The sequence below is a fragment of the Bacillus sp. BSL6 genome (genome assembly GCF_052928345.1).
The window spans coordinates 295,439-317,660 of the sequence record NZ_JAVGCW010000004.1; the positions used below are offsets into that span (position 1 = coordinate 295,439).

Genomic DNA, 22,222 nt, shown 5'->3' on the forward strand with positions numbered 1-22,222 from the left:
TTTCAAAATATAAAGAGCTTACTATACGGTAAGCTCTTCATACTATTTATTTCACAATTGGCAATGTCACTTCACTTAATTTTACTGTAAGCTTCGTGCCCGCTTTCGGTCTAATTGTATAATCATAGTCACTAGCTATTAAAACGACCCCTATTTGATGCCCAGCTTTAAATACATAATCATCTGGCTGCATATCCCATGTAAATGTATAATCTTTGCCCGGTTGAATCGCCGTTGAATTTTCTATACTCTTTACGTTTTGTGGATCCATCCAGCCTCTCGTTACGATTTCCGGCTTCGCTCCTCCATAATCAACAAGTAAAGCGGTTAAATTTGATACAGATCGATCAATATTTCCCGTAATTGAAATCTTTGGTGTACCACTTATACGCGTATCTTTTTGCAGTACAGGCATTGTATACACTAATCGATTGGCTACTTCTAATTCTGGGTTTGCAACTAATTGGTTTGATTTTATTTTTGCATCATCTGCGAATGAAAAAACTTTATTTACAGAACCCATACTTAATGGTAAATTAACGGCTTTATTACTTAAATACATTCGCACTTTTGATGGCACAGCTGATGGATCCGGCCAATTTTTTATTTTATCCCAAGTTTTATTTTCACGTTGTACATCGACCATTGGTTCATTCATAATTCCATTTTCAATTCCGTATAACCAATAATCGAACCATTTATTTTGTGTTCTTTGCCAGTCATTCGTTGATGTTCCACCGTGTCCACCTTGATGTAACCACATTTTACGAGGAACATCATTCTCTCCAAGCGCTTCCCACCATTGCGCGAACTGCTTCGTCTTTACATTCCAATCATTTAAACCATGAACAACAAACACACTCGCTTTTACGTTTTTGGCATCTTTTACATAATTTCGTTTATCCCAAAAATCATTATAATTACCAGTTTTCCGGTCCTGTCCGGCTGTTAGCTCTTTTATTACTTGTCCGCAAACTTCAGGGTTTTCCCTTGTTAATACTGCTTCGGCCATATTATCTGTATCTTCTCCTTGGTATCCACCTGGCGCAATCACTGCACCGTTTGCACGATAATAATCATACCAACTACTAATCGCTGCGATTGGTATAATTGTTTTTAGCCCTTCAACGCCTGTCGTTGCAACAGCATTTGGTAACGTACCATTATACGAAACTCCTGTCATACCTACATTTCCCGTTGACCAATCGGCTTTAACTTCCTCACCATTTTCTGTATATGCTTTCGCACGTCCATTTACCCAATCAATAACAGATTTCGTCCCTAATATTTCTTGCTCATCCCCAGTCGTCGGACATCCATCTGATTTCCCAGTTCCAATACTTTCACCTAAAATGACTGCATAGCCTCTTGGTACATAATAATTTCCATACGAACCAAGATTAACAGCTCCATACGGTTTCCCTTCATACGCATACAATTCTTCATCTACGTTATATACAGGAACATCTTTTAAACCAGCTCGATATGGACTCATTTCATATATAACAGGAACTTTCACATTCGAATCAGTTTTTGGACGCATAACTTTTACCGATACACGATCCTTTTTTCCATCTCGATCACTATCTACTTCCGTTTCTACAAATAAATTTTCAATAATCGCTTCATCAAGCGAATAAATCGGTTTTGTCATCCCATTTTCTAATTCAATTTTCGTGTTTGATTGTAACGCCTCTGAAACACTTTTATTTAACTTCACGTCATTCTCATTTATGTAGTTTGTTTCTTTATTGTCTGCATACGCAGTCATACTAGAAACTCCTGATGTAATTGATAAAGATAATATTGCTGATAATGTTGCTATTTTCTTTTTCCCCATACCCTTCCCTCCCCATATATTTCTCTTTTTACTATACAATAAAATTACAGAAAATTCAGTTTATATTTTATACAACAACTTGAGAAATTTGTAGAACACTCTTCCAACGGGCTTTCAAGGTTATATATTTTGAATTACTACTTACATATATCAATAAAAAACATCGCCTATTAATAGACGATGCTCTACTAGTATTGAATTAGTCATTCTTCATATGAATATAAAATCGTATTTCTCCCCCTATAGTAAATACTCCATAGTCAAAACCATGTCTTTCTAAAATACTTTTCACGATCGCTAAGCCTAGTCCTGTACCTGAACGATCTTTACTACGAGAAGATTCTAAGACGTAAAAAGGTTCCCAAATTTTATCGATATCTTTCATATGTTCAGCATTCATACCATTTTGAATTTGAAAATATACACTCTCATTTCGATCTTCTAATGTAATTTTTATATTTTGATTTGATGTATATTTTATCGCATTAGAAATTAAATTTTGGAACACCATTCTCATTTTATTTACATCTGCATAAACAATTGCATCGCCAACATTATAGTTCACTTGCAAATTAATTTCTTTCGACTCCAGTTCAATCTTATGCTTATCTAATATACTTTGGACTAGTGATTTAATAGAGAATTCTTCTTTTTGTAACAGATCTCTTTCTAGTTTAGAAAATCGTAATAACTCTTCAATTAAGTTTGATATGTGATCCGATTGTTTAATGATTGTATCTATGTATGTACCATCATCTAGACCATCTTTTATTCCCATAGAATATGCTTTCACTAACGCGATTGGAGTTTTCAATTCATGGGTCACATCACCCATAAATCGTTTTAAATGTTCATTACGATCTGTTAAATCTTGATGCGCTCCCTGTAGTTTTTCACTCATGATATTAATACTAGTAGCTAAGTCTCCTATTTCATCATTCGTTTTCACTTTTGTCTTTTTAAACTGTAAACGTGAAATATCTTCTGCGACATTACTTAATTCTTTCAGCGGTGTCGTAATTGTTTTTGACAATATCCATACAAGTACGATAATGAGAAAAATCGTAATAACTAAAATGAATAAATAAAATGAGTTTAACGTTTTTATTATTTCATTTGAATGTGCGATAGAAACTCCTACTAAAATCAACATATCATCCTTCGCCATGTATTTCACAAAAAAACTAGATTTGATTTTCTCTTGATCATATATTTTATTCGAATGTCCGAATTTCTTTACTTTCATTATTTCTTCTTTTGTAATCCAAATTTTATTAAGGGCAACTCTCTTTTTTGTAAGTTGCATACGTAACTCATCATTAATATGATCTTCTGAGTCTTTTATGGATGTATACGCAATCGTAACATTCCCCTCATTTTCAATGCTCGTAATTGCTTCATCCAATTGTTCTCTCGGTATGGACTGAATTTGCGCTGTAATACCTTCTAAGCTTTCTCGTGTTTTGTAAATATTATATTTCGGTAAAAGATAGTTAATTAATAATAAAGAGATCGTAAATATAAGAATAACGGTTAAAGATATACTAAGAAATAGCTTTTTTCCAAGTTTATTCACTCTGTTCCTCCAAACTATATCCTAGCCCGCGGTGCGTCTTTATAATATTTTCTCCAACTTTTTTTCGTAATCTCCTTACATGTGTATCAACAGTTCGCTCTTCTCCAAAATAGTCAAATCCCCATACGATATCTAACAATTTTTTACGATTTAAAATCATCCCTTTATGATTTAAAAAACATTTTATTAATTCTAGCTCTGTTTTTGTAATATCTAATTCTTTGTCATTTTTATAAACTTTATTTTTCGTAAAATCAATTTTCAAATCTTGAACTTGAATGACATCATCGTGCTGTATTAGCTTTTTCGCTCGAGTAATGAGTACACCTGGATGAAATGGTTTTTTTACGTACTCATCTGCCCCGCTTTGAAGAGCTGCTAATTCATCTTCGCTTTCACTTTTCGCCGTAAGCATTAATACTTTTACGCTTGAGTTTTTCTTTATTTCCTTACAAACAGTAATACCGCTATGTTTCGGCATCATCCAATCTAAAATAGCTAAATCAATTTTTTCATCATAAAATATTTGAAGTGCTTCTTCTCCATCTTTCGCTAAGAAAACTTCGAAGCCTTCTTTCTCAAAATAAGCTTTTAAAATCCTTAGCATATCTTGTTCATCATCTGCGATTAATACTTTCATACATTATCCTCCATTGCTTTTAAACAAAAATCAATTGTATCATACAACTTCTTTGTTACATGTATGTGACAGAAAAATATTTGAACCAGTTAAGGGTATAGTAAAAACGAGGTGTTGTACTATGATGAAAAAAATCGGGGTCATTACTCTTCTTTTCTTCTTATTATCAACAAATGCGTTCGCAAATACAAATCAACAAATTGAAGTATTTGATTGTCAAAAAGAAATGGTCGTTCAAAAACAATCTTTAGATCCAGCTATTCAAAAAAAAGCTGTTCAATATGCTAAATCCATTACTGGCCCGTTCAAAAACTTAAATGTCGTTCCAAAAGATGGTCACATGATAAAAATCCCTTTATCTAAACCAGTTTCTATTACAAATCAATGGTTACATACAACAATTGATGAAGTACTTATTCTTCTCCCGCTTAACGAAAAACCTTATATTATGCTTTACGATGATGAAAATAATCCACATTTCTATTATGTAAAAGGTGATCCGAAGAGATTATTGAAGCAAATGAATGTAAGCACATAATTGACTAGAAAAAAAGAGATCTCGTAAGCTTATTTTTAGAAGCTGAGGTCTCTTTTTTATACTATTATTTCGGTAAATGAAATTAAATTTTCTTTTTATAAATATAGGAACTCGAGACTAATAAAATATTGTTTTGATAGCCTTTTCTATAATACTTTATAGTGACTAGATCCTTTATATACTTCTCTCTTCACAAATCCATTTGCAGTATAAAATACATCACCTTGTTTCGTATCTGTATGTAAAACCACCACTTTAAAATACTTTTCTGCATGAGATAATAGTTTGTTTAATAACAACTTCCCTAGTCCTATACGACGATAGTCCTTCGCAATATAAAATCTCCTTAATCGGCCAATCTTATTATTTTCTGTATACGGATCCGCATTTAGCCCACCTATTCCAATTAACTTTTCCCCTTGAAAAATACCATATAAACATTCTCCAGTTTTATTAAATGTGTTTATTTTATTTTCATATTCACTTATTAGTTTTATTAGGAAATAAAACCCTTCATCTTTGCTTTCCTGAACAAGATAATCGGATTCGTATATCATTAAATCTTCAATTTGTTGAATATGTATATCTTTCAAGTAAATCCCCCCCTTAATATGGAAACACATAAAAATGCTCTAGAATCATTTATTCTGAGCATTTTTATGATTGTTATCTTATTCAATTCGTAGTATGTGTATTCTTCACTTCAGTTTTAAATCGATAATATAGTTGTTTAAGTCTTATTGAACTAAAGTAGCTGTTTGCTTAAATGAATAGATTTACATTTATAATGTCTCTCAAATATAATATCAGTTTATAAATTTATCATTCTACTCTAACATGTTCAAGTTAAGTTATAATTTGTTAATCTATAAGCTTGTGTAACCACAGTTCAAATATCTTTAACTGTTCTTCAGTATGAAAATAATGTTCACCTGTCTCCATGACTTCTAATGCACAACGATGTTTTTTTGTAAAATCGTTAATAATTTCAAATTCACACAGTTCATCCTTACCTCCGTACATAATATATGTATCTATGTTCCATGTATTAATAGGATGTTCTTTTACATAGCATAAATAATCCCAATATAACTTTTGACCAATCGGTGTCTCTATAATCATTTCTTTTTGCAAAAGTTCTGGTGTTACATTAAACCATTTCATCATATTTTCGATAATTCGTTCCATATTAACTACTGGTGATAAAAATAATGCCTTTTCAATCACATCATTTTGATAGGCTAAAAGGCTAAAATAAGCTCCTATACTACATGCAAACACACTTACCTCTTTCCAATGTTCTTTTGCGTAATTCATAATTATAGATAATTCACTAACACAAACTTGTACTTTGCAAAGTGTATTATCATTTGTTCTTTCTCCATGCTCAGGTAAATCAAAGCTTAATACTTGATAACCTTTTTGATTAGCTTCTTCAGCTAGTATTTGAATAACTGCATCTTCCTTATTTGACATATTTCCATGTACTGCAATAAAAACTTTTTCACTTTTATCTCCCCACAAAACCGTGGGAATATTATTAATGTTAAAATTATCTTTAAGCATATTTCCTCCGTGGAATAAGATATATAGGGATTGGCAAAAACTGCACACACTTTATAATCTTTGCACAGTAGGCAATATTCCCTTCAACTCCATTAAATCATCTATTACTATATCTGCCTGAGTAAGCTCATCTTCTTGTGCAAAATCAAAATTGCATCCAATCGCAATTAAGCCATTTTCTTTTGCTGCATTTATATCAGATAAACGATCCCCAACTACAGCTGCTTCTTTTATATCATATTTGTTCAAAATACTTTTTACTAAGTCGCTTTTATTAAGTGAGTTTATTTGTTCAATACTAAACGTTTCAGTAACCCATTGCTCTAACTCATAATAAGATACGATTGCTTGTAAATATTCAGTTAAACCATTACTAGCAATATAAATTGAACAATTATTTTCTGTTATATATGTAAAAATTTCTTTTACGTTCGAATATAAAGCACCTTTTCCGCTCTTAATATTTTCAATTAGTCTTTCTAAAAAATATGCATCTGTTTGTTCTCTTACTTCAAGAGAATGATTCGGTAATAAAGTTTCCCAAACTTTCGGTAATGGCACACCCATGATTTCACGGTATTTATCAATAGGTGTTACCGTATCCCATAATTGTAGTGATCTTAAATGATCAAAAGTATCATCTAACGATAATTCTAATATTTTATCTGTTTGAAATAACGTTCCGTCCATATCAAAAATTAATGCTTTTAACATTCCATTCTCTCCTTTTGAACTATAATACAGTTTTACTTGATATATTTTTAAGCATCTCAACGATAATTTCTGAACAATAGTTTGCGGCCGTTTTCGCGAAGTCATCATAAGAAATTTGAGCTTCATCGTCTGCGCTGTCAGAAATACATCTTATAACGAGAAACGGTACTTCATTTATGTAGGCAACATGTCCAATTGCTGCACCTTCCATTTCTGTACAATGCGGTGCGTATTCGTCTATTAATTTCGCTTTTAGTTTGGAATCTTCAACAAAACATTCACCACTTACGATTCTTCCTTCATGAATTTCCATATGTAAAGAACTACTATTACATGCTTTACGCGCTAGCTCTACTAATTCCTTACTTGCGATAAATTCTTCTTGAAACGGGAATAAGTTTTTCATTTGAGTTTTACTTACATCATGGTGGGTAACATTCGTTGAAATAACGATATCACCAACTTTTACATCTAGGTGTAACCCGCCAGCAACACCCGTATTGATGATAGCATCTACATCAAATTTATGAATTAATGTTTGCGTACATGCGGCTGCATTTACTTTTCCTACGCCACACCTTGTAACAATTATTTCTGTTCCCATGAATTCGCCAATGTAAAAAGGCATTCCCGCAATTGTTTGTTCTTCTTGTACAACTAATTTTTCTAAAAGTAAGTCTATTTCAATTTGCATTGCTCCGATAATGCCGATTTTATTCATGTATGTTGTCCCCTTTATTAATTAATCCCTTTAATTCTTTCAGACATAACCGAAAATATAAATCTTGGAAGTACAAGTTGTCTCTTTAATCTGTTCGGCTGTGAGAGTAACCTATACAGCCATTCAGTTCCAGTATCCCTCATAATTTTTGGTGCTCTTTTTACAGTACCAGATAATATATCGATCATACCTCCAATACCAATAGATAGTGGAATGTTTAATGTTTGTATGTTTTCATAGATGAATTCTTCTTGTTTTGGTGAACCTAATCCTACTAGCAGTAAGTGCGGCTTGAATTGCTTTATTTTCATTTTTACTCCTTCTATTTCTTCATCATTTACAAATCCATGCTGTCCCTTAAACTGTGCTCCCGGGAACTGCCCATTTAATTTTTCTAATGCCTTTTTATTACTATCTGGAGCAGCACCAAAAAGAAAGACGCGGTATCTATTATCGTTACAATATTTTATTAAATCGTGAGTGATATCTGCGCCTGTGACGCGTTCTTTCAACGTTCCTTTTAATATTTTCGAGCCAATTATGACACCAATTCCATCCGCTGTTATTAAATCCGCAGATAGTAACATCTTTTTAAACTGTTTAGATTTAGCTGTGCTTTCCTTTGCAGACATAACAATCTCAGGATTTGCAGTTACTACAAATCTTGGTTTCTCTTGTTTTTCATGTAGCCAACTTTTTAATAAACTTATAGCTTTTGTATATTCTAAAGTTGAAAAAGGTATTCCCTTTATAAGTTGGTGATCCACTATACTCTCTCCTTACATAAGTCGCAAATATTCATCAATATCTTTAGAAATTTGTTTAAAGGCTTTATCCCAAAATTCATAGCTCGTTATATCTATTTCAAAATGTTTTTTCATAAGTTCTTCCACTGGGGCTTTTCCTGTTTCTCGTAAAAACTCTTTATATTTCAAGTGAAAAGTACTTTTTCTTTCTTTAGCTATTTCTAATAAACTAAAACTAACTAAATAGCCAAATGTGTATGGATAATTATAAAAAGGAACATCTGCTAAATAAAACTGAACATATTTCATCCAAACAAACGGCTGATATTCTGATAATGCATTCCCGTATGCTTTTTCTTGCGCTACTATAGATAATTTCTCGATTTGATCAGCACTTAAAGGACTTTCTTTACATTTTTCATAAAAGTTCTTCTCAAATTCGAACGATGCTCGAATTGCCATTACATAATTAAAACAGTTTCTTATTTTCCAGCTAAGCAATGACTTTTTTATATCTATACTATCTGTTGTTTGAATTAGATAATTTATAAGCACTGTTTCAAAGAAAATAGATGCTGATTCAGCTGTACTCATTGGCAAATAATCATCTAAAAAAGAAGAGGATGGTTCAAAACTCATATTATAAAAATGCCAAGCATGTCCTAGTTCGTGGGCAAGTATTCTTACACTATCGATACTTCCGTCATAACGCATAGAGATTCGAGATTCTTTTTCACTGAAAAAAGGAGCACAAAATCCACCTGGTGGTTTATTCTCTCTCGGTTCTGCATCTAGCCAACCACTTTCTATTGCATTACGTGCAAATTCTACTAATTCTTCATCTATATTTTTTAATACATCGTATATGTTTTGTACTGCTACTGAAAAAGGAATAATAACCTCATTATTCTCCTTTACTGTCATAAGTTCATGCCATGTAATCGAAGCTCTGCCTTTCTTATACACATTTAAAGCACTAACTAATTTGTCTAGATTTTCTTCTGTCGTATTCCATATTTGTAATAATACAGTTTCTGAAATACCATTCGCATGAAGTGACCTTGCTAAAATCTCTCTATCTTCTAATTCATTACCCTTTGTATTACGCAATCTTCCTATTTGATTTAATACAGTAGCAAAAATTTCTTTCTCCTTATGTAAAGCAAATGTTAATGACTCGAATACTTCTAGTCTTTCCTTTTCATTATCACTATTCATTGCAATATGATTTGCTTGTCCAAATGATAATTGCTTATTATTGTGCTCTATTTCTATCCTATTCCTTAATTGTATGTACATATTTTCCCACGCATTTAGTTCATCTTTTATTAGCCTAGTACTATCGGTAATTTCCACTTCACTTTGCTGTATGACTTGCTGCACTTCACTTTTTAATTCCTTTACTTTCACAGTCAATCTAGTATTATCCGATGCAACACTTTCTTCAGCCGATCGACAGTACAAATAGTATTCTGCTTTTTCAATAGCTTGTATAAGTTTTGAAAGGCCCCCTATATCCTTTGTCTCATAATATTGTTCTTTCAATTCCAATATTGGATTTAGAATATCCTCAACCGGATACAATCGATCTAAATTCCATCTAGCAATTTCATGCATTTTTATAGCCGCCTCCTATTTTTACAAATAGTTACAGAAATTTCCCCCCTCACAATTATAAACGAAATGAAAAATTTTTAATATCTTTAAATATTTAGATTTCTATACAAATATTCTTATTTATGCTCTTTGCTTACGCTACTAAAACGCACATAACATAAACAGATAAATGCTACGGCTACTGGAATCAGTATTACTCCTCCAATAAAAGGGTAAACAACTACACAACATGTAAAAGCTACTATAGAAAAAATTTTACCTAACTTATTCTTTATTAATTTCATCCCAGCCCCAGTACCGACTATATATGTAACAATTCCTAACGAATTCGGTATTAAAACAATTTTATCTATACTAATATGACAAACGAAACTTATTAATAAACCAATTATTGCAATGTAACCAACAACCTTTACTGCATTTGTTGGGGTTTCTCTTTTTTTATTTATATGCGCTAAATAACGCGGTGCAACTTCTTCTTTTCCTAGTGAATAACCTAAGCGCCCCATACTTGCGATAAATGCATTTGTCGTCCCTAAACAAATGATAAAAGCTACAAATCCAATTATCCATGCAAATTGGTCGCCTAATGCTTGCTTCATTACAAGCATCAGAGCTGTAGTATTATCAGCATTGATATGATAGGATTTCGTTCCAATTACTGATAATGCAATACCTATATATAAAACTCCAATAATAATAATCGCAAATCCCGTAGATAAAATAATATTTCTTTTTCTAGGTGATTTAAATTCAGGAGCTAAACTTGCAATAGCTTCCCAGCCGAAAAAAGACCAAAAAATTAATAATGATGCCTCTAAAATTGGATTTATTTCATGCATAGAAATATGTACATTTATATTTTTCATTTCAATATAAGGTAGTGAGCTAATAATTGTTATTAGCAAAATAAAGAAAGTTAATACACCTATACATACTTGAAACAATCCACTCATTTTTAGCCCATATAAATTGAAACCAATTGAAATACTTAAAATAATAAGCGCTATAACGTAAGAAAAATATGATGATAAATCAAACACTCTCACTATATACATTCCACCAGTCATTGAGACAATAATTTGTCCAACACTACCTGCAATAAAAAAACACCATCCTATAATGGCACCAATATTTTTACCGAAAGCTTTTTCTGCAAAAGTAGCTATTCCACCAGCACTTGGATGCTCAATCGATAAAAATGCGAATGTGAATGCAAGTGGAATACTAAGTGATATCATAATAAGCCAAGAAACCATTGCATTCCCCTCTGCTACACTCGCTGTCATACCAGGTAATATAAGAATTCCTGATCCTAGAACCGCTCCGACGTATAAGGCTGTTCCCTTTTTAATAGAAATTGTTTCATCAAAATGATTAGACATTACATGCACCTCCATTTATATTTTAATTATAGAAATTTATCATTCTATTCAATATACAAAAGTGTATGTAATTTAACATTAGATTTTATATTATGTATTCATTTCAGAAATTTACTTTCAATTTTGCAAAGGAGCATAATTCATGGATGAAATTGACAAGAAAATTACGTTATTACTACAAGAAGATGCCAGAATGACAATTACAGAAATGACTGAGCACTTACACCTCAGCCGCCCTAGTGTTACAGAAAGACTAAAGAGATTACAAGATACTGGAATAATCGAGAAATATACAGCTCGGATATCATTAGATGCAGTTGGAAAATCAATTCAAGCATTTTTAAGAATTGAAAATCTAAAGATTCCTTGTAAAAAATTTGAGGAGAAAATCTACGAAGAATATAGAATACTCGAATGTCATCGCGTAACAGGTGAAAGTAGCTATTACTTAAAAGTAGCAGTTCACTCTATGAAGGAATTAGAGGAATTAATTGATATCGTGATACCCTTTGGAACAGTCAAAACTTCGATGATTTTATCTTCACCGATACCATATCGACCAATACTTATAGAATAGCAATGAAAAAGGTTATCCAAAAAGTATAAAATATACTACTCTTTTGGATAACCCCTTACAATTTATTTGAGTTTTTCACTAAACTTCCCTATAAATCCATTTTATTTTCAGCTGATATTTTAAAATACTTCGCAGATAATTTATAAGAGCGATTTTCATTATAAAAGTTACCTAATTCATAGGATAATTCAGCAACTAAACGATGTTGTTTTTTTCCTACTCCCACTTCAATTGCCTTTTGCATATTTTTCTCATATTCATAATAATCCCCACGTATTTTGAATACTTTAGCTTTCAAACCATATAGTTGAACATGTGCAATTGGTACATCATAAATTGATAAAAAATGAAATGCTTCATTCATAACCTTATTAACATTTTCCCAATCTTTAAGTTCTATGTAAACCTCCAACATGTTTCGTAACGCATATACTTTTTGATCTTTCTGTGATAAAAATTCACTTAATTCCAAAGTTTTTTCGTAGTATTTAATGGCATTCGTATAGTCTTTCAAACCTTGATAAATTTTCCCGTAATCATAAGAAATTACAGGTAAATACTTTGACTCACCATTAATAGCCAAACTATTTTCTACTTGCTGTAAAATTTCAAGTGCCTTTTCATATAACTCATCCATAATATACAATATTGTAAGCATTAAAAGTGTATTTATTACGTTTTTCTGCATACCATTTTTTCTGTATATGTTGTAAGCTTTTAAGGCATACAAACGACTAATACTTTTATCTTTATAAAGCTCCTTATATACATGACATAAATTATAGTATATATGACCATGTTGTTCAGTTTCTTCTACGCCAAGTAAACTCTCAGCCTGTACATATATATCATGCGCAGCACTGTAGTCTTGTTGATTATAAAAATATAAACCTCGAGCTTTTAAATAATAAATATAATCTTCAGGATCTTGCATTTCGACCTGACTTGGTATCATTTGCGAAGCTTGATCTATAAGCGATTTCGCATATAACACGTTTTTTTGTCGGGCATGATAGTATATAAGTACACCATATACCTTTAGTAATAAAGGGATTGAATCCACTTCACGAACGTATAATTCTAACAAAGATAAGTCACCTTCTGTAATACTTTTATCTTTTTTATATTTATTACATATTTTTAAAATAGTAAGCTTTATCTCCTCGAAATTTCCATTTATAAGATAATCACTCTTAACTTCTAACTTCTTAGAAACCTTTTTTATAAAAGAAGATGACGGTTTTATTTTTCCACTTTCTATTCTACTTAAATATGTTATTGAACATATTCCTGATACGAGTTCCCCCTGTGTTAATCCTTTATGCATTCGAACATGGCGAATACGTTCCCCTATTTCCATCTTTCTACTCTCCCTGCTTAACCATTTCTTACTTTTCACTAAATAAGCCATTATGTATTGCTTAATCTTTCATATTAAGGAAATGTATAACTTCAAAAATGTAAAAAAATGTATCACACATTTTAATTTTACATTCATACAATGATTATTTCTAGATGCCTTGTTAAATTTAATCGTTAAAATTTAGGTTTTTCACCCATTTTTTTATGTGATTTTACTACTTGTTATTAACAAAAACAGAATCATATACTTGAATTACGATAAAACTAATGAAAAGGATTTAACTACATGTAAACTATCATTCTTCATTTAGATAGTTATAGTTCATTACATTTACCTAGTACATAGAAGATATTTATTGTAAACCGAAAAAATTAAATAAATTTAATAGACGAATTATTAATATCAAATTCTAGAAATTAGTTTATCAAATTATTCAATAAAAATGAAAGGATGATACAAATGTTTGTAAGAATTAAAGATGAATCTTCACGAAAAATAGTTAGATATGCTGGAGGCGCTGCTTTACTTTTAATATTGGCTTCTTTCATTTATCAGTGGAAAAATGACTTAGTAATTGATCAAACTGAAAGATTCGGCTTTGGACTAGCGATTATCATTTTCCTATCTACCTTCTTACCTTTTAAAGAGAAAGTGAATAAATAATTACATATAAATGAGATTAAAAAAGGATTGATCAAAAGATCAATCCTTTACTCTACTTCATTTAAGAAAAATAACGTTATAACGCCAGGTCCTGTATGTGCTCCGATTGCTGCACCAATTGTATTTACGATAAATACTTCACAGCCAAATCTTTCTGTAATTAATGCTTTTAATGCTTCAGCTGTTTCTAAGTCATCGCCATGAGTCATACCAATTGTTTGACCTTTAAGCTCTTTTCCACGTTCTTCCATAATATCAACAATACGACTCAATACTTTCTTTTTCCCTCGTACTTTTTCAAGTGGTACAAGTTTTCCTTCTTCCACGTTTAAAATCGGCTTAATGTTTAGTAAACCACCGATAAAACCTGCTACTTTACTTAAGCGTCCACCTCTCACAAGGTACTGTAAGTCAGCTACAGTGAAGATATGTTCCATATGATTCATTAGAAAATCAACACGTTTTAAAATATCTTCTTTTGATGCACCGTCTTTCGCCATTTTAGCAGCTTCTAATACGACAAGCCCTTGACCAAGCGAAGCACATTTCGTATCGATGATTTCTAAATCTAAATCAGCATATGTTTCTTTTACTTCCTCTTTAATGAGAACTGATGATTGATATGTACCAGACAGTTCAGATGAAAAAGCTAAATATATACAAGGATTACCTTCTTTTGCATAAGAAACAAATTTTTCTTGGAAAGTTTCAAGTGAAGGCAATGACGTTCTATAAACAGCGCCTTCTCTCATATTTTGCAATAATGTAACTGACTCTAATGTAACTCCATCTAAATACTCTGTTTCTGCTTCATCATAAACACGGAGTGGAATTAAATCAATATCATATGCTTGCAGCAATTCTACCGGTAAATCCGCCGCACTATCCGTAATGATTTTAACACCCATTTTTAAACCTCTATTCTGTTATAAATATAAAATAATAAAATAAAAATAGTACTTTTAAATTATATACGTAAAACTTAAATGAAGAAAGGAAAACACTTTATATTGTATGCACTATTCTTCAAAACTTGAACTGATAATAAAAATCATGCCAGTATAATCACTTTTTTCCTGATATTATATTCTATATAATAGGAAAATTACATTTTTTATAAAGGGGAGATATAAATGAGTATTCAAATGGCTACATCTAATGATTTAGAATGGATTAATAATCAATATGACTCAATAGGATTTGTACGAAGTGATTTAAAAAGAGATAAAGTTGCAATTATTACATACAACAATGAGTATGCGGGTGTTGGACGATTAGTCCAAATAGATGAAGATACTTTAGAAATGGGTGGAATTTATATTCTTCCTCAATTTAGAGGGCTACAATTAGCTGGGGATCTTGTTTCATTTTTAGTAGAAACTGCGAAGAAATTACAAGTTCCAAATGTATATTGTCTTCCTTTTGAGGAATTAGAAAACTTTTATAAGAAATATGGCTATACTAAGGTCGATACTACGAAAGAAGTTGTTCATCCAATTATTCTAGAAAAATATAATTGGTGTTTGGATCATTATGAAAAGCATGTTTTATTATTTAAGTTGTAAAGGTACCTAAAGTGAGTATATATAAATATTAATTATACTTTTCCGCATAGATAATAACCCTAATTTATTTGGTCAACATCAGCTTCTACAAGATATACTATTACTTCTTACGCTGTCTTTTTTCTTAACCTTACTTTTGTATAAAAGATTAGTTTGTTTAAAATTACCTTAAATCGTATTCAAATAAACTAATCGAAAGGCCAATTCCTATATAATACAATTAAGTAATTAAAAGGAGCGTTATTTATGATAGATGTAATAAGACTCGTTATCTTTACTGTAGTTGCAATTGGTGCCATTATTAACATATACATAGAATTTAAAAAACCTAAAAAAAGTATATTCTCAATCGTTTTTTTATCAGTACTCTTAATTGGATCCTCAGGGTTAATTAAAAATATTTTATCTCAACTTTTATAGAAGATTGATTAAAAATCAACCTCCCGTCAATAATGTAAATAACATGATTGTATCTCTCCATTCCCCCTTTGGAGAGGAGCAGTTAGCTTTGGCTAACTGCTCTTTTATTTGAACTATTATCCACAAAATAAGTATCATACGCCTTATCAAAAACATATCCTAGTTTTTCAGCTAGTTTTGCAGATGTAGTATTCGCTGCATCCCAGTTTGGATATATCCCTTTTTCTAAACAGTCCAAGATGAGTGCTGCACTAACTATAGTCGCCAATCCTTTTCTTCTATAATTGTGATCAGTCGCAACTTCAATTTCAATGCCATTATCATAAATGCTATATGATGATGCACCGCATACAACTTCTCCTTTATACAAAATACAATACCCTATACCTCGGTTTATATAATCTTCTACTGATTGAAATTGACTTGTAAAATCTTTAGAGACTTTATGTAATGTAGGGTTATTTACGATATTTTCATCTATTCTTCTTAACTCGTATCCTTTTGGAAGCGCTGATATAAGAGATTGTAATTTTGAACGATCAAAAACTTCTGCATTACGTTTAAATTTATATCGTAAAAACTTATCTATTTTTCTTTCGTAAAATGTTTCTAAACGCTTTTTCCATTCTACACTATTTACGATGACTAACATTCTATCAGGAATGTTTCGAAGCAATTCTTCTGTTTCTTTCATCTTTGAATCCCCAGCGTAAAATGTAAAGATCCCTACCGTAATTTGCGCTACTGTCGGATTTTCAAGATCATTTACCCAAGCGGTACCCATATGTCCTTGTAAATAAGAAAGTAAAACAACGTTATTGAAATCTTCGAACATAGTAACTAATTTTTCTCTTGTATGTATATTCGCTTCATATATCATTTACATTCCTGCTTTCTTTAGAATTAATGTACTTCTACTCTTTTCTACATATAAGCAAACGTCTACTACATTCCATATAATTATAAATTATTCATAAATATAAAATTATTATAACATTTAATCAAAAAGTAAATGACTTTCTAGTGTATAGGTTTACAGATAATATACTTAATAAAAATTCACAATCTATAATCTTTTATTATGTAAAAACCCTCAACATTAGTTTAAGGGTTCATTTAAATATATATGTTATAACTCATTCTTATAAACAAATGATTCTGTTCCTCCGTTTTTATATACTTTAGTCACTTTAACAACTGATGTGTACGTATTATCGTCATTCGATATTATCTTTTTCATCTCTTCTATTTCAGCATTACCAGTTCCACTCTCTATCCTCAAACAATTCGAAATGTTGAGGTATCCACTCGATGTGAAAAGAATAATAAACGTAAGATCAGGGAAATGAATGAACAGTATTCCAAACTTTAAAGGATTCGTAGCCGTATCAGATAATACTAGTCGGAAACTTAATAATTCAGGCACTTGAACAAAATCTTTAGAAACAATTGCTTCACCTATTATAGTAATTTGTTTTACTACATTTCCCATCTCATCTATAAACTCAGTACAACTAGGCGCATCAATTGTTTTTGCTTGAAGTGATAAATTCAATTCTGAATTGTGAAAGTCAAAAAAGAGTGTGCTTCCCTCTGTTAAACATTGCGGACAAACGTTTCCAAGTAGACTGAAATCCTCTTCAATAAATTTGACTTTCGTTTTACAACTACAAACTTTTCCTATTCGAATTGCATCAATCTTAGAGCAATCTACAAAAATAACCTCATCGTCCTCTTGTACGAAGGATACGACACCATTCTTCTTATTAAATGAAAGAAAATAAGATACAACAATTTCATTTCCGGCAATTACAATACTCTCAACTTTTGTAAAAGGCTCTAGACTTCGTAAAAATTCACAAATACTATTTTGGCAACATCGATCATTTCGTTTCGGCTCACAACCCACTTACACTCCATCCCTTCTCTATATGTTTTATCTCATACACATAATATGAGCGGGATATGAGAAAAGCTTGGACAATATAACTTTAACGTAGGAATATATTTGCCTACTTATCGCATTAAAAATGAGTACTAACACATAAATTTCCCTATAAATACATATAACAATTTCATCTTTCATGAAAAAAACGTTATAATGAAGTGTAGCCTCTACGATTACGTTATAAAGGAGATTAAAACAATGGCTAAAATTAAAGTATACCAAGCAAAAGAAGAAAATATGGAAGCAGTAAAAAACATCATTGATGTTGAAGAACAAAATCCAACTGCTGAAAACTTACAAAATCTATACGCATGTGTATTAGATACTGAAGATATGGCATTGCCTGAATCATACATTGAAGAAGATATCTTAATTGATTCTATTGAAGTTATGGTTAACGCTTCTCAAAGCAAAATAAGAGACTTAGGTGCTTACGATGTAATCGAAGTTCAAAACAAAGGTAAGAAAACACAAATTTTATTATTAGCAGACGAAGAATACGAAATCATCGAAGGCTAATCTAAATCCGTACATACGAAAAAGCTCCTTTCCAATTGGAAGGGAGCTTTTTCATTACGCTTTTGATGTTTCGCTCTTTTTATTCTTTTGTTGTTTTTTAATTACCATGCGCTCATTTCCCATAAAGAAAATAAATATGAATGCTAAACCAGCTGGTACCAATGCCCACATAAATGTTTGGACAATTGAGCTAGAAAGAGCATCAATAATTTTATCTAATATTTGCGGTGGAATTTGAGATCTTGCCGATTCTGATAAAATAGCTCTTGAATCTCCTAAAGCGTTTGTATTCATTCCCCCGTTCATACCTTTAAATGCTTCTTCTAATTGATCTTGGAAACCTGTTCTTTGGATCATTCCGAAGATTGTAATACCAAGCGTCATGCCTAATGAACGAATAAAGTTACTCGTTGAAGTCGCAGACCCTCGCTGTTCCATACCAAAGTTGTGGATAGCCGCCATACTTAGTACAGAGAATGAGAAACCAACTCCAAATCCAATAATAATCATATACACTGTTAATAATACACGACTTGTTTCTGGCGTTAATGTGCTTAATAAGAATAGTCCAATTAGCATAATAACAGCAGAAATAATCATAATGTTTCGGTAGCTAAGCTTCGTCGTTAAAAACCCACCTAATTGCGCTGTTACAACTGATCCTAACATCATCGGTAATAGTAATAACCCTGAGTTTGTTGCGGTACCTCCGTATACACCTTGAATGAATAACGGAATGTATACAGTTGCTGACATAAACGCAGCACCATAACATAAAGCAATAATGGTACTCATTCCGAATAAGCGCTGCTTAAACATCTCAAATGATATGATTGGCTCTTCTACTTTTCGTTCAATAAATATAAATGCAATAATTAAAATAGCGAATCCACCAAATAAACTTAAAATAAAGCTAGAATCCCAGTCATACTTTTGTCCGCCAAGTTCTAAAGCAAACATTAACGAAACTACTGCACCAACTAAAGTAATTGCACCAAACCAATCAATTTTTTGCTTTCTATGAACTCGTGACTCTTTATAAAAGAATGTAATAAAAATAAGTGCTAAAATGCCAAGCGGTAAGTTAATGTAAAATACCCAGTGCCAGCTTATATAATCTGTAATATACGCGCCAAGCAACGGTCCAAAAATACTTGATAAACCAAATACTGCTCCGAATAAACCACCCATTTTCCCGCGCTTTTCAGGAGGGAAAATATCAAAAACAATAGTAAATGCAATCGGTACTAATGCCCCGCCGCCAATACCTTGAATGGCACGATAAATGCCTAACTGTGTAATGTTTTCAGCAGTACCACAAAGTGCCGAGCCAATCATAAAGACGATTAAACCAAAAATAAAGAATCTCTTTCTTCCATACATATCTGATAGTTTACCGAAAATCGGCATACCTGCCATTTCTGCGACCATATAGGCAGAAACGACCCATACAAAGTTTTCAAGACCTCCTAAGTCACCAACGATCGTTCCCATCGCTGTTACGACAATGGTATTATCCATTGATGCCATTAAAATACCTAGCAATAAGCCCGCCACAATAAAGCCGAGCTTATTATTCTTCTCAACCATAACCTTGCTCTCCCTCATACTACTTATATTTGTTTATGTTCTTTTACGACTGTATTACCCTTTTGATAAAAACTAGTATGATATTCTACAACACTAATTTCACACCCAGGGCCAATTGTAACGTTGTTTCCTCTCACTACGTCAGCAATCGTATGTTCTAAATAAATATCATCTCCTTCAACAATTGAAGTTTGGAGGTTTCCAACATGACTAATAAAAGGAAGAAATCTCGCTTTTTTACGAATCGTAATTTTTTTACCACCAATTTCTCTTACCTTACTTCCTTCATAACGAAGTGAGATTTGAATATTTTCAGCATTAAGTAATCCATCACTTTCAAGACCACCAGTTAATGATAAATCTTCTACTTCAATATTTCCCCTCACATTTAAAGCACCTTTTACATCGACAAAATCACCTGAAAACTTCCCAGCAATATCTATCATACCTCTAACTTTTGTTTTTTCAATATGTGCATCACCATGCATTTGTGTATTACCATATACTTTTACATATTCTGCATCTACATTTCCTTGTACTTCACTATCTCCATACACAACATAATTTTTTACTTTCATATTACCCCGTACATCACTCGTGCCGTACGTTTTAAATTCATTACAGCTCATATCATTAGAAATCGTTCCTTCGCCGCGTATCTTCACTTTATTATAATCTCCGCCTGCTGAATTACCGGAACCATTTACTGTGAGACTATGTGGATGTTCCATAGTGCTTTCTCCCTCCCATTAAACCTGCTTAATTTCTTTTACATTTGCGCTTTTATCAACAGTTAGAACACCTGTATATTCAATGAGTTCAATCTCACAGTTCGGTCCTACTGTAATATTGTTTCCTCTTACCGTTCTTATGTGAGCATAATCAATATCGATATTGTCACCTTCTAATAGTTCAGCTTCTAACTGCAAGCCAAATACTGTTTTAAATAGCCTACTTAATGTACCTGATCTATGTCTTACTTTAATCGTTTGACCACCAATTTCTTTCGCGCGACATGTACCGTGAATATTAATATTTATTTCATCAGCGCTTAATAATCCGCCAATTGTAAATTGTCCTTCTGAAGAAAAAGTATCCACTTCGCAATTACCGTCAATGGTTGCTTGACCATTGACTTTAAATTCTTCACCTGTGACATTTCCGCCTATCGTACCTTTTCCTGCAATTTTCAAACTGTTTGCCTTTACATTTTGCGTAATTGTAGCTTTCCCATCAATTCGCATCGTTTCAGCATGAACTGTGCCATCGACTTTACCAGATCCGCTAATTCGTGCACTGTTACTTTTCAAATCGCCAGTAACTGCTCCGTAACCGTTACATTCAAATTGCTCACATTCGACATTTCCATTCACAGTTCCTTTTCCGTTTAATTGCACTTTATGAAACTCACCGCCATTCGATGAACCGTAACCATTTATAATCAAATTATCTGTACGCATACTTACTCCTCCATTACAACAATTTAGTTTTTAATGCTTCGGTATATTTCATAATCGCTTCGCGTAAAACGATTTTGGTGCCTTTTTCAAAAATTAAGTCGTCCACGTTTGAAACTAATAAACATGTAGAAATCCCTAACTTTCGGATAATAATTAAGTCACACGTTTTATGTTTAATCGCTTCATAATTTTCACGTAAAACTTGCAAGACCATTTTTCCTTCTTCTAAACTAATCTCTCCCGATTGTAGTAATTCTTCTAACATGTACACATAAAGAATATCTACAAATTGAAACTCCGCTGTTTTATTCGTTTGTTCTATGAAAAATTGTAAAACTGGTTCTGATGCAATCCCCTTACGTAAAATGTCTTCCTTCGTTAAAAGAATTTCCCTCACACTCGGCGAAAACATATTCGCTAGTTCATCAAGTGATAGATCCTCTTTCATCGTTTGAATTTTATCAATACGCTCTAATATCTTTTCTTTCGGAAAAAATGTTTCCTGACCCGTGAATGTAGACTTTCGTACAAACCAATCTTCCGGTATTAAATTTTTTCTTTTCCACCTATATAACTGTCCATATGAAATACCAGTAAGTTCTAATAAATCTTTTTTTGAAATTAAATCTGTACTCAACTGTATAACACTCCTTCCTGATAACAATGTAACATAACACTGTTACGCTGTAAATAGACTTTTATAACAAGTAGCGTAACAATGTGTAAAACAACCCTGTTTCACACAAAAAAAACAGGGTTCTCACGCATCTTATA

At 32.0% G+C, this 22,222-nt stretch carries 23 protein-coding genes; 5 read left to right on the plus strand and 18 right to left on the minus strand.

What is annotated here, in order from left to right:
• Window positions 1-46: 46 nt before the first annotated feature.
• From RCJ96_RS15670 to RCJ96_RS15680, 3 genes are all read right to left on the minus strand, one after another.
• Window positions 47-1,840 carry a Xaa-Pro dipeptidyl-peptidase gene (locus RCJ96_RS15670; RefSeq protein WP_242303779.1) on the minus strand — a complete coding sequence of 598 codons (1,794 nt, stop codon included), beginning with the start codon at window positions 1,838-1,840 and terminating at the stop codon, window positions 47-49.
• A 199-nt stretch (window positions 1,841-2,039) separates the two neighbouring features.
• Window positions 2,040-3,416: a sensor histidine kinase gene (locus RCJ96_RS15675; RefSeq protein ID WP_416504581.1), complete on the minus strand. Its 1,377-nt coding sequence runs from the start codon at window positions 3,414-3,416 to the stop codon at window positions 2,040-2,042.
• The gene (locus RCJ96_RS15680) at window positions 3,409-4,056 is read right to left on the minus strand and encodes a response regulator transcription factor (protein WP_242303778.1); all 648 of its coding nucleotides are present in this window, start codon (window positions 4,054-4,056) and stop codon (window positions 3,409-3,411) included. Before RCJ96_RS15680 ends, RCJ96_RS15675 begins: the two co-directional genes overlap by 8 nt.
• 121 nt (window positions 4,057-4,177) lie before the next feature.
• On the opposite strand from RCJ96_RS15680, the gene RCJ96_RS15685 reads away from it, so the two are divergent.
• Entirely contained in the window at window positions 4,178-4,594 is a 417-nt protein-coding gene (locus tag RCJ96_RS15685) for a hypothetical protein (RefSeq protein ID WP_074608565.1), read from the plus strand.
• Between the two features lie 146 nt (window positions 4,595-4,740).
• Here the strand turns inward: RCJ96_RS15685 and RCJ96_RS15690 are convergent, their stop codons facing one another.
• The 7 genes from RCJ96_RS15690 to RCJ96_RS15720 all read right to left on the minus strand — a co-directional run bounded on the left by RCJ96_RS15690 (window position 4,741) and on the right by RCJ96_RS15720 (window position 11,343).
• On the minus strand, window positions 4,741-5,187 hold the full coding sequence (locus RCJ96_RS15690) for a GNAT family N-acetyltransferase (protein WP_017560147.1): 447 nt from the start codon (window positions 5,185-5,187) through the stop codon (window positions 4,741-4,743).
• 268 nt (window positions 5,188-5,455) lie between these two features.
• Complete coding sequence (locus RCJ96_RS15695; RefSeq protein WP_139302813.1) at window positions 5,456-6,160, minus strand: alpha/beta hydrolase; 705 nt, start codon at window positions 6,158-6,160, stop codon at window positions 5,456-5,458.
• A gap of 51 nt (window positions 6,161-6,211) precedes the next feature.
• Window positions 6,212-6,874 carry an HAD hydrolase-like protein gene (locus RCJ96_RS15700; RefSeq protein ID WP_242303776.1) on the minus strand — a complete coding sequence of 221 codons (663 nt, stop codon included), beginning with the start codon at window positions 6,872-6,874 and terminating at the stop codon, window positions 6,212-6,214.
• Window positions 6,875-6,893: 19 nt separating this feature from the next.
• Window positions 6,894-7,595, minus strand: coding sequence for a 5'-methylthioadenosine/adenosylhomocysteine nucleosidase (locus RCJ96_RS15705; RefSeq protein WP_074608557.1), 702 nt, complete (start codon window positions 7,593-7,595; stop codon window positions 6,894-6,896).
• A gap of 17 nt (window positions 7,596-7,612) precedes the next feature.
• On the minus strand, window positions 7,613-8,362 hold the full coding sequence (locus RCJ96_RS15710) for a WecB/TagA/CpsF family glycosyltransferase (RefSeq protein ID WP_074608556.1): 750 nt from the start codon (window positions 8,360-8,362) through the stop codon (window positions 7,613-7,615).
• A gap of 12 nt (window positions 8,363-8,374) precedes the next feature.
• Window positions 8,375-9,958, minus strand: coding sequence for a M3 family metallopeptidase (locus tag RCJ96_RS15715; protein ID WP_270795903.1), 1,584 nt, complete (start codon window positions 9,956-9,958; stop codon window positions 8,375-8,377).
• A gap of 116 nt (window positions 9,959-10,074) precedes the next feature.
• Window positions 10,075-11,343 carry an APC family permease gene (locus RCJ96_RS15720; protein ID WP_242303775.1) on the minus strand — a complete coding sequence of 423 codons (1,269 nt, stop codon included), beginning with the start codon at window positions 11,341-11,343 and terminating at the stop codon, window positions 10,075-10,077.
• A gap of 142 nt (window positions 11,344-11,485) precedes the next feature.
• Here RCJ96_RS15720 and RCJ96_RS15725 point away from each other — a divergent pair, with 142 nt between their 5' ends.
• The gene (locus tag RCJ96_RS15725) at window positions 11,486-11,920 is read left to right on the plus strand and encodes an Lrp/AsnC family transcriptional regulator (RefSeq protein WP_242303774.1); all 435 of its coding nucleotides are present in this window, start codon (window positions 11,486-11,488) and stop codon (window positions 11,918-11,920) included.
• An 88-nt stretch (window positions 11,921-12,008) separates the two neighbouring features.
• Here RCJ96_RS15725 and RCJ96_RS15730 read toward each other — a convergent pair whose 3' ends face one another.
• Window positions 12,009-13,280 carry a helix-turn-helix domain-containing protein gene (locus tag RCJ96_RS15730; protein ID WP_074608548.1) on the minus strand — a complete coding sequence of 424 codons (1,272 nt, stop codon included), beginning with the start codon at window positions 13,278-13,280 and terminating at the stop codon, window positions 12,009-12,011.
• A gap of 462 nt (window positions 13,281-13,742) precedes the next feature.
• On the opposite strand from RCJ96_RS15730, the gene RCJ96_RS15735 reads away from it, so the two are divergent.
• A complete protein-coding gene (locus RCJ96_RS15735) occupies window positions 13,743-13,946 on the plus strand; it encodes a hypothetical protein (RefSeq protein WP_074608545.1) in 204 nt (67 codons plus the stop codon).
• Window positions 13,947-13,993: 47 nt separating this feature from the next.
• On the opposite strand, the gene RCJ96_RS15740 is transcribed toward RCJ96_RS15735, so the two are convergent.
• Window positions 13,994-14,854 (minus strand): DegV family protein, encoded by an 861-nt coding sequence (locus RCJ96_RS15740; protein ID WP_074608544.1) that lies wholly within the window; start codon window positions 14,852-14,854, stop codon window positions 13,994-13,996.
• Between the two features lie 225 nt (window positions 14,855-15,079).
• On the opposite strand from RCJ96_RS15740, the gene RCJ96_RS15745 reads away from it, so the two are divergent.
• Window positions 15,080-15,511, plus strand: coding sequence for a GNAT family N-acetyltransferase (locus RCJ96_RS15745; protein WP_074568887.1), 432 nt, complete (start codon window positions 15,080-15,082; stop codon window positions 15,509-15,511).
• Window positions 15,512-16,013: 502 nt separating this feature from the next.
• Here the strand turns inward: RCJ96_RS15745 and RCJ96_RS15750 are convergent.
• Both RCJ96_RS15750 and RCJ96_RS15755 read right to left on the minus strand, forming a co-directional pair.
• Entirely contained in the window at window positions 16,014-16,811 is a 798-nt protein-coding gene (locus RCJ96_RS15750) for a GNAT family N-acetyltransferase (protein ID WP_074608542.1), read from the minus strand.
• Window positions 16,812-17,060: 249 nt separating this feature from the next.
• Window positions 17,061-17,840, minus strand: coding sequence for a BC_2878 family exosporium-associated protein (locus tag RCJ96_RS15755; RefSeq protein WP_242303772.1), 780 nt, complete (start codon window positions 17,838-17,840; stop codon window positions 17,061-17,063).
• Window positions 17,841-18,077: 237 nt separating this feature from the next.
• Between RCJ96_RS15755 and RCJ96_RS15760 the strand changes: the two genes are divergently transcribed.
• Window positions 18,078-18,398, plus strand: a complete 321-nt coding sequence (locus RCJ96_RS15760; protein WP_001062732.1) for a hypothetical protein — start codon at window positions 18,078-18,080, stop codon at window positions 18,396-18,398.
• A 54-nt stretch (window positions 18,399-18,452) separates the two neighbouring features.
• Here RCJ96_RS15760 and RCJ96_RS15765 read toward each other — a convergent pair whose 3' ends face one another.
• Genes RCJ96_RS15765 through RCJ96_RS15780 form a run of 4 tightly spaced genes read right to left on the minus strand, consistent with a single transcriptional unit; the run spans window position 18,453 to window position 22,085 of the window.
• The gene (locus RCJ96_RS15765; RefSeq protein WP_000229602.1) at window positions 18,453-19,988 is read right to left on the minus strand and encodes an MDR family MFS transporter; all 1,536 of its coding nucleotides are present in this window, start codon (window positions 19,986-19,988) and stop codon (window positions 18,453-18,455) included.
• 23 nt (window positions 19,989-20,011) lie between these two features.
• Window positions 20,012-20,719, minus strand: coding sequence for a cytoplasmic protein (locus RCJ96_RS15770; protein WP_242303771.1), 708 nt, complete (start codon window positions 20,717-20,719; stop codon window positions 20,012-20,014).
• Between the two features lie 18 nt (window positions 20,720-20,737).
• Window positions 20,738-21,448, minus strand: coding sequence for a bactofilin family protein (locus RCJ96_RS15775; RefSeq protein ID WP_001258377.1), 711 nt, complete (start codon window positions 21,446-21,448; stop codon window positions 20,738-20,740).
• Between the two features lie 13 nt (window positions 21,449-21,461).
• Window positions 21,462-22,085, minus strand: a complete 624-nt coding sequence (locus RCJ96_RS15780) for a YhbD family protein (protein WP_074610045.1) — start codon at window positions 22,083-22,085, stop codon at window positions 21,462-21,464.
• Window positions 22,086-22,222 lie beyond the last annotated feature (137 nt).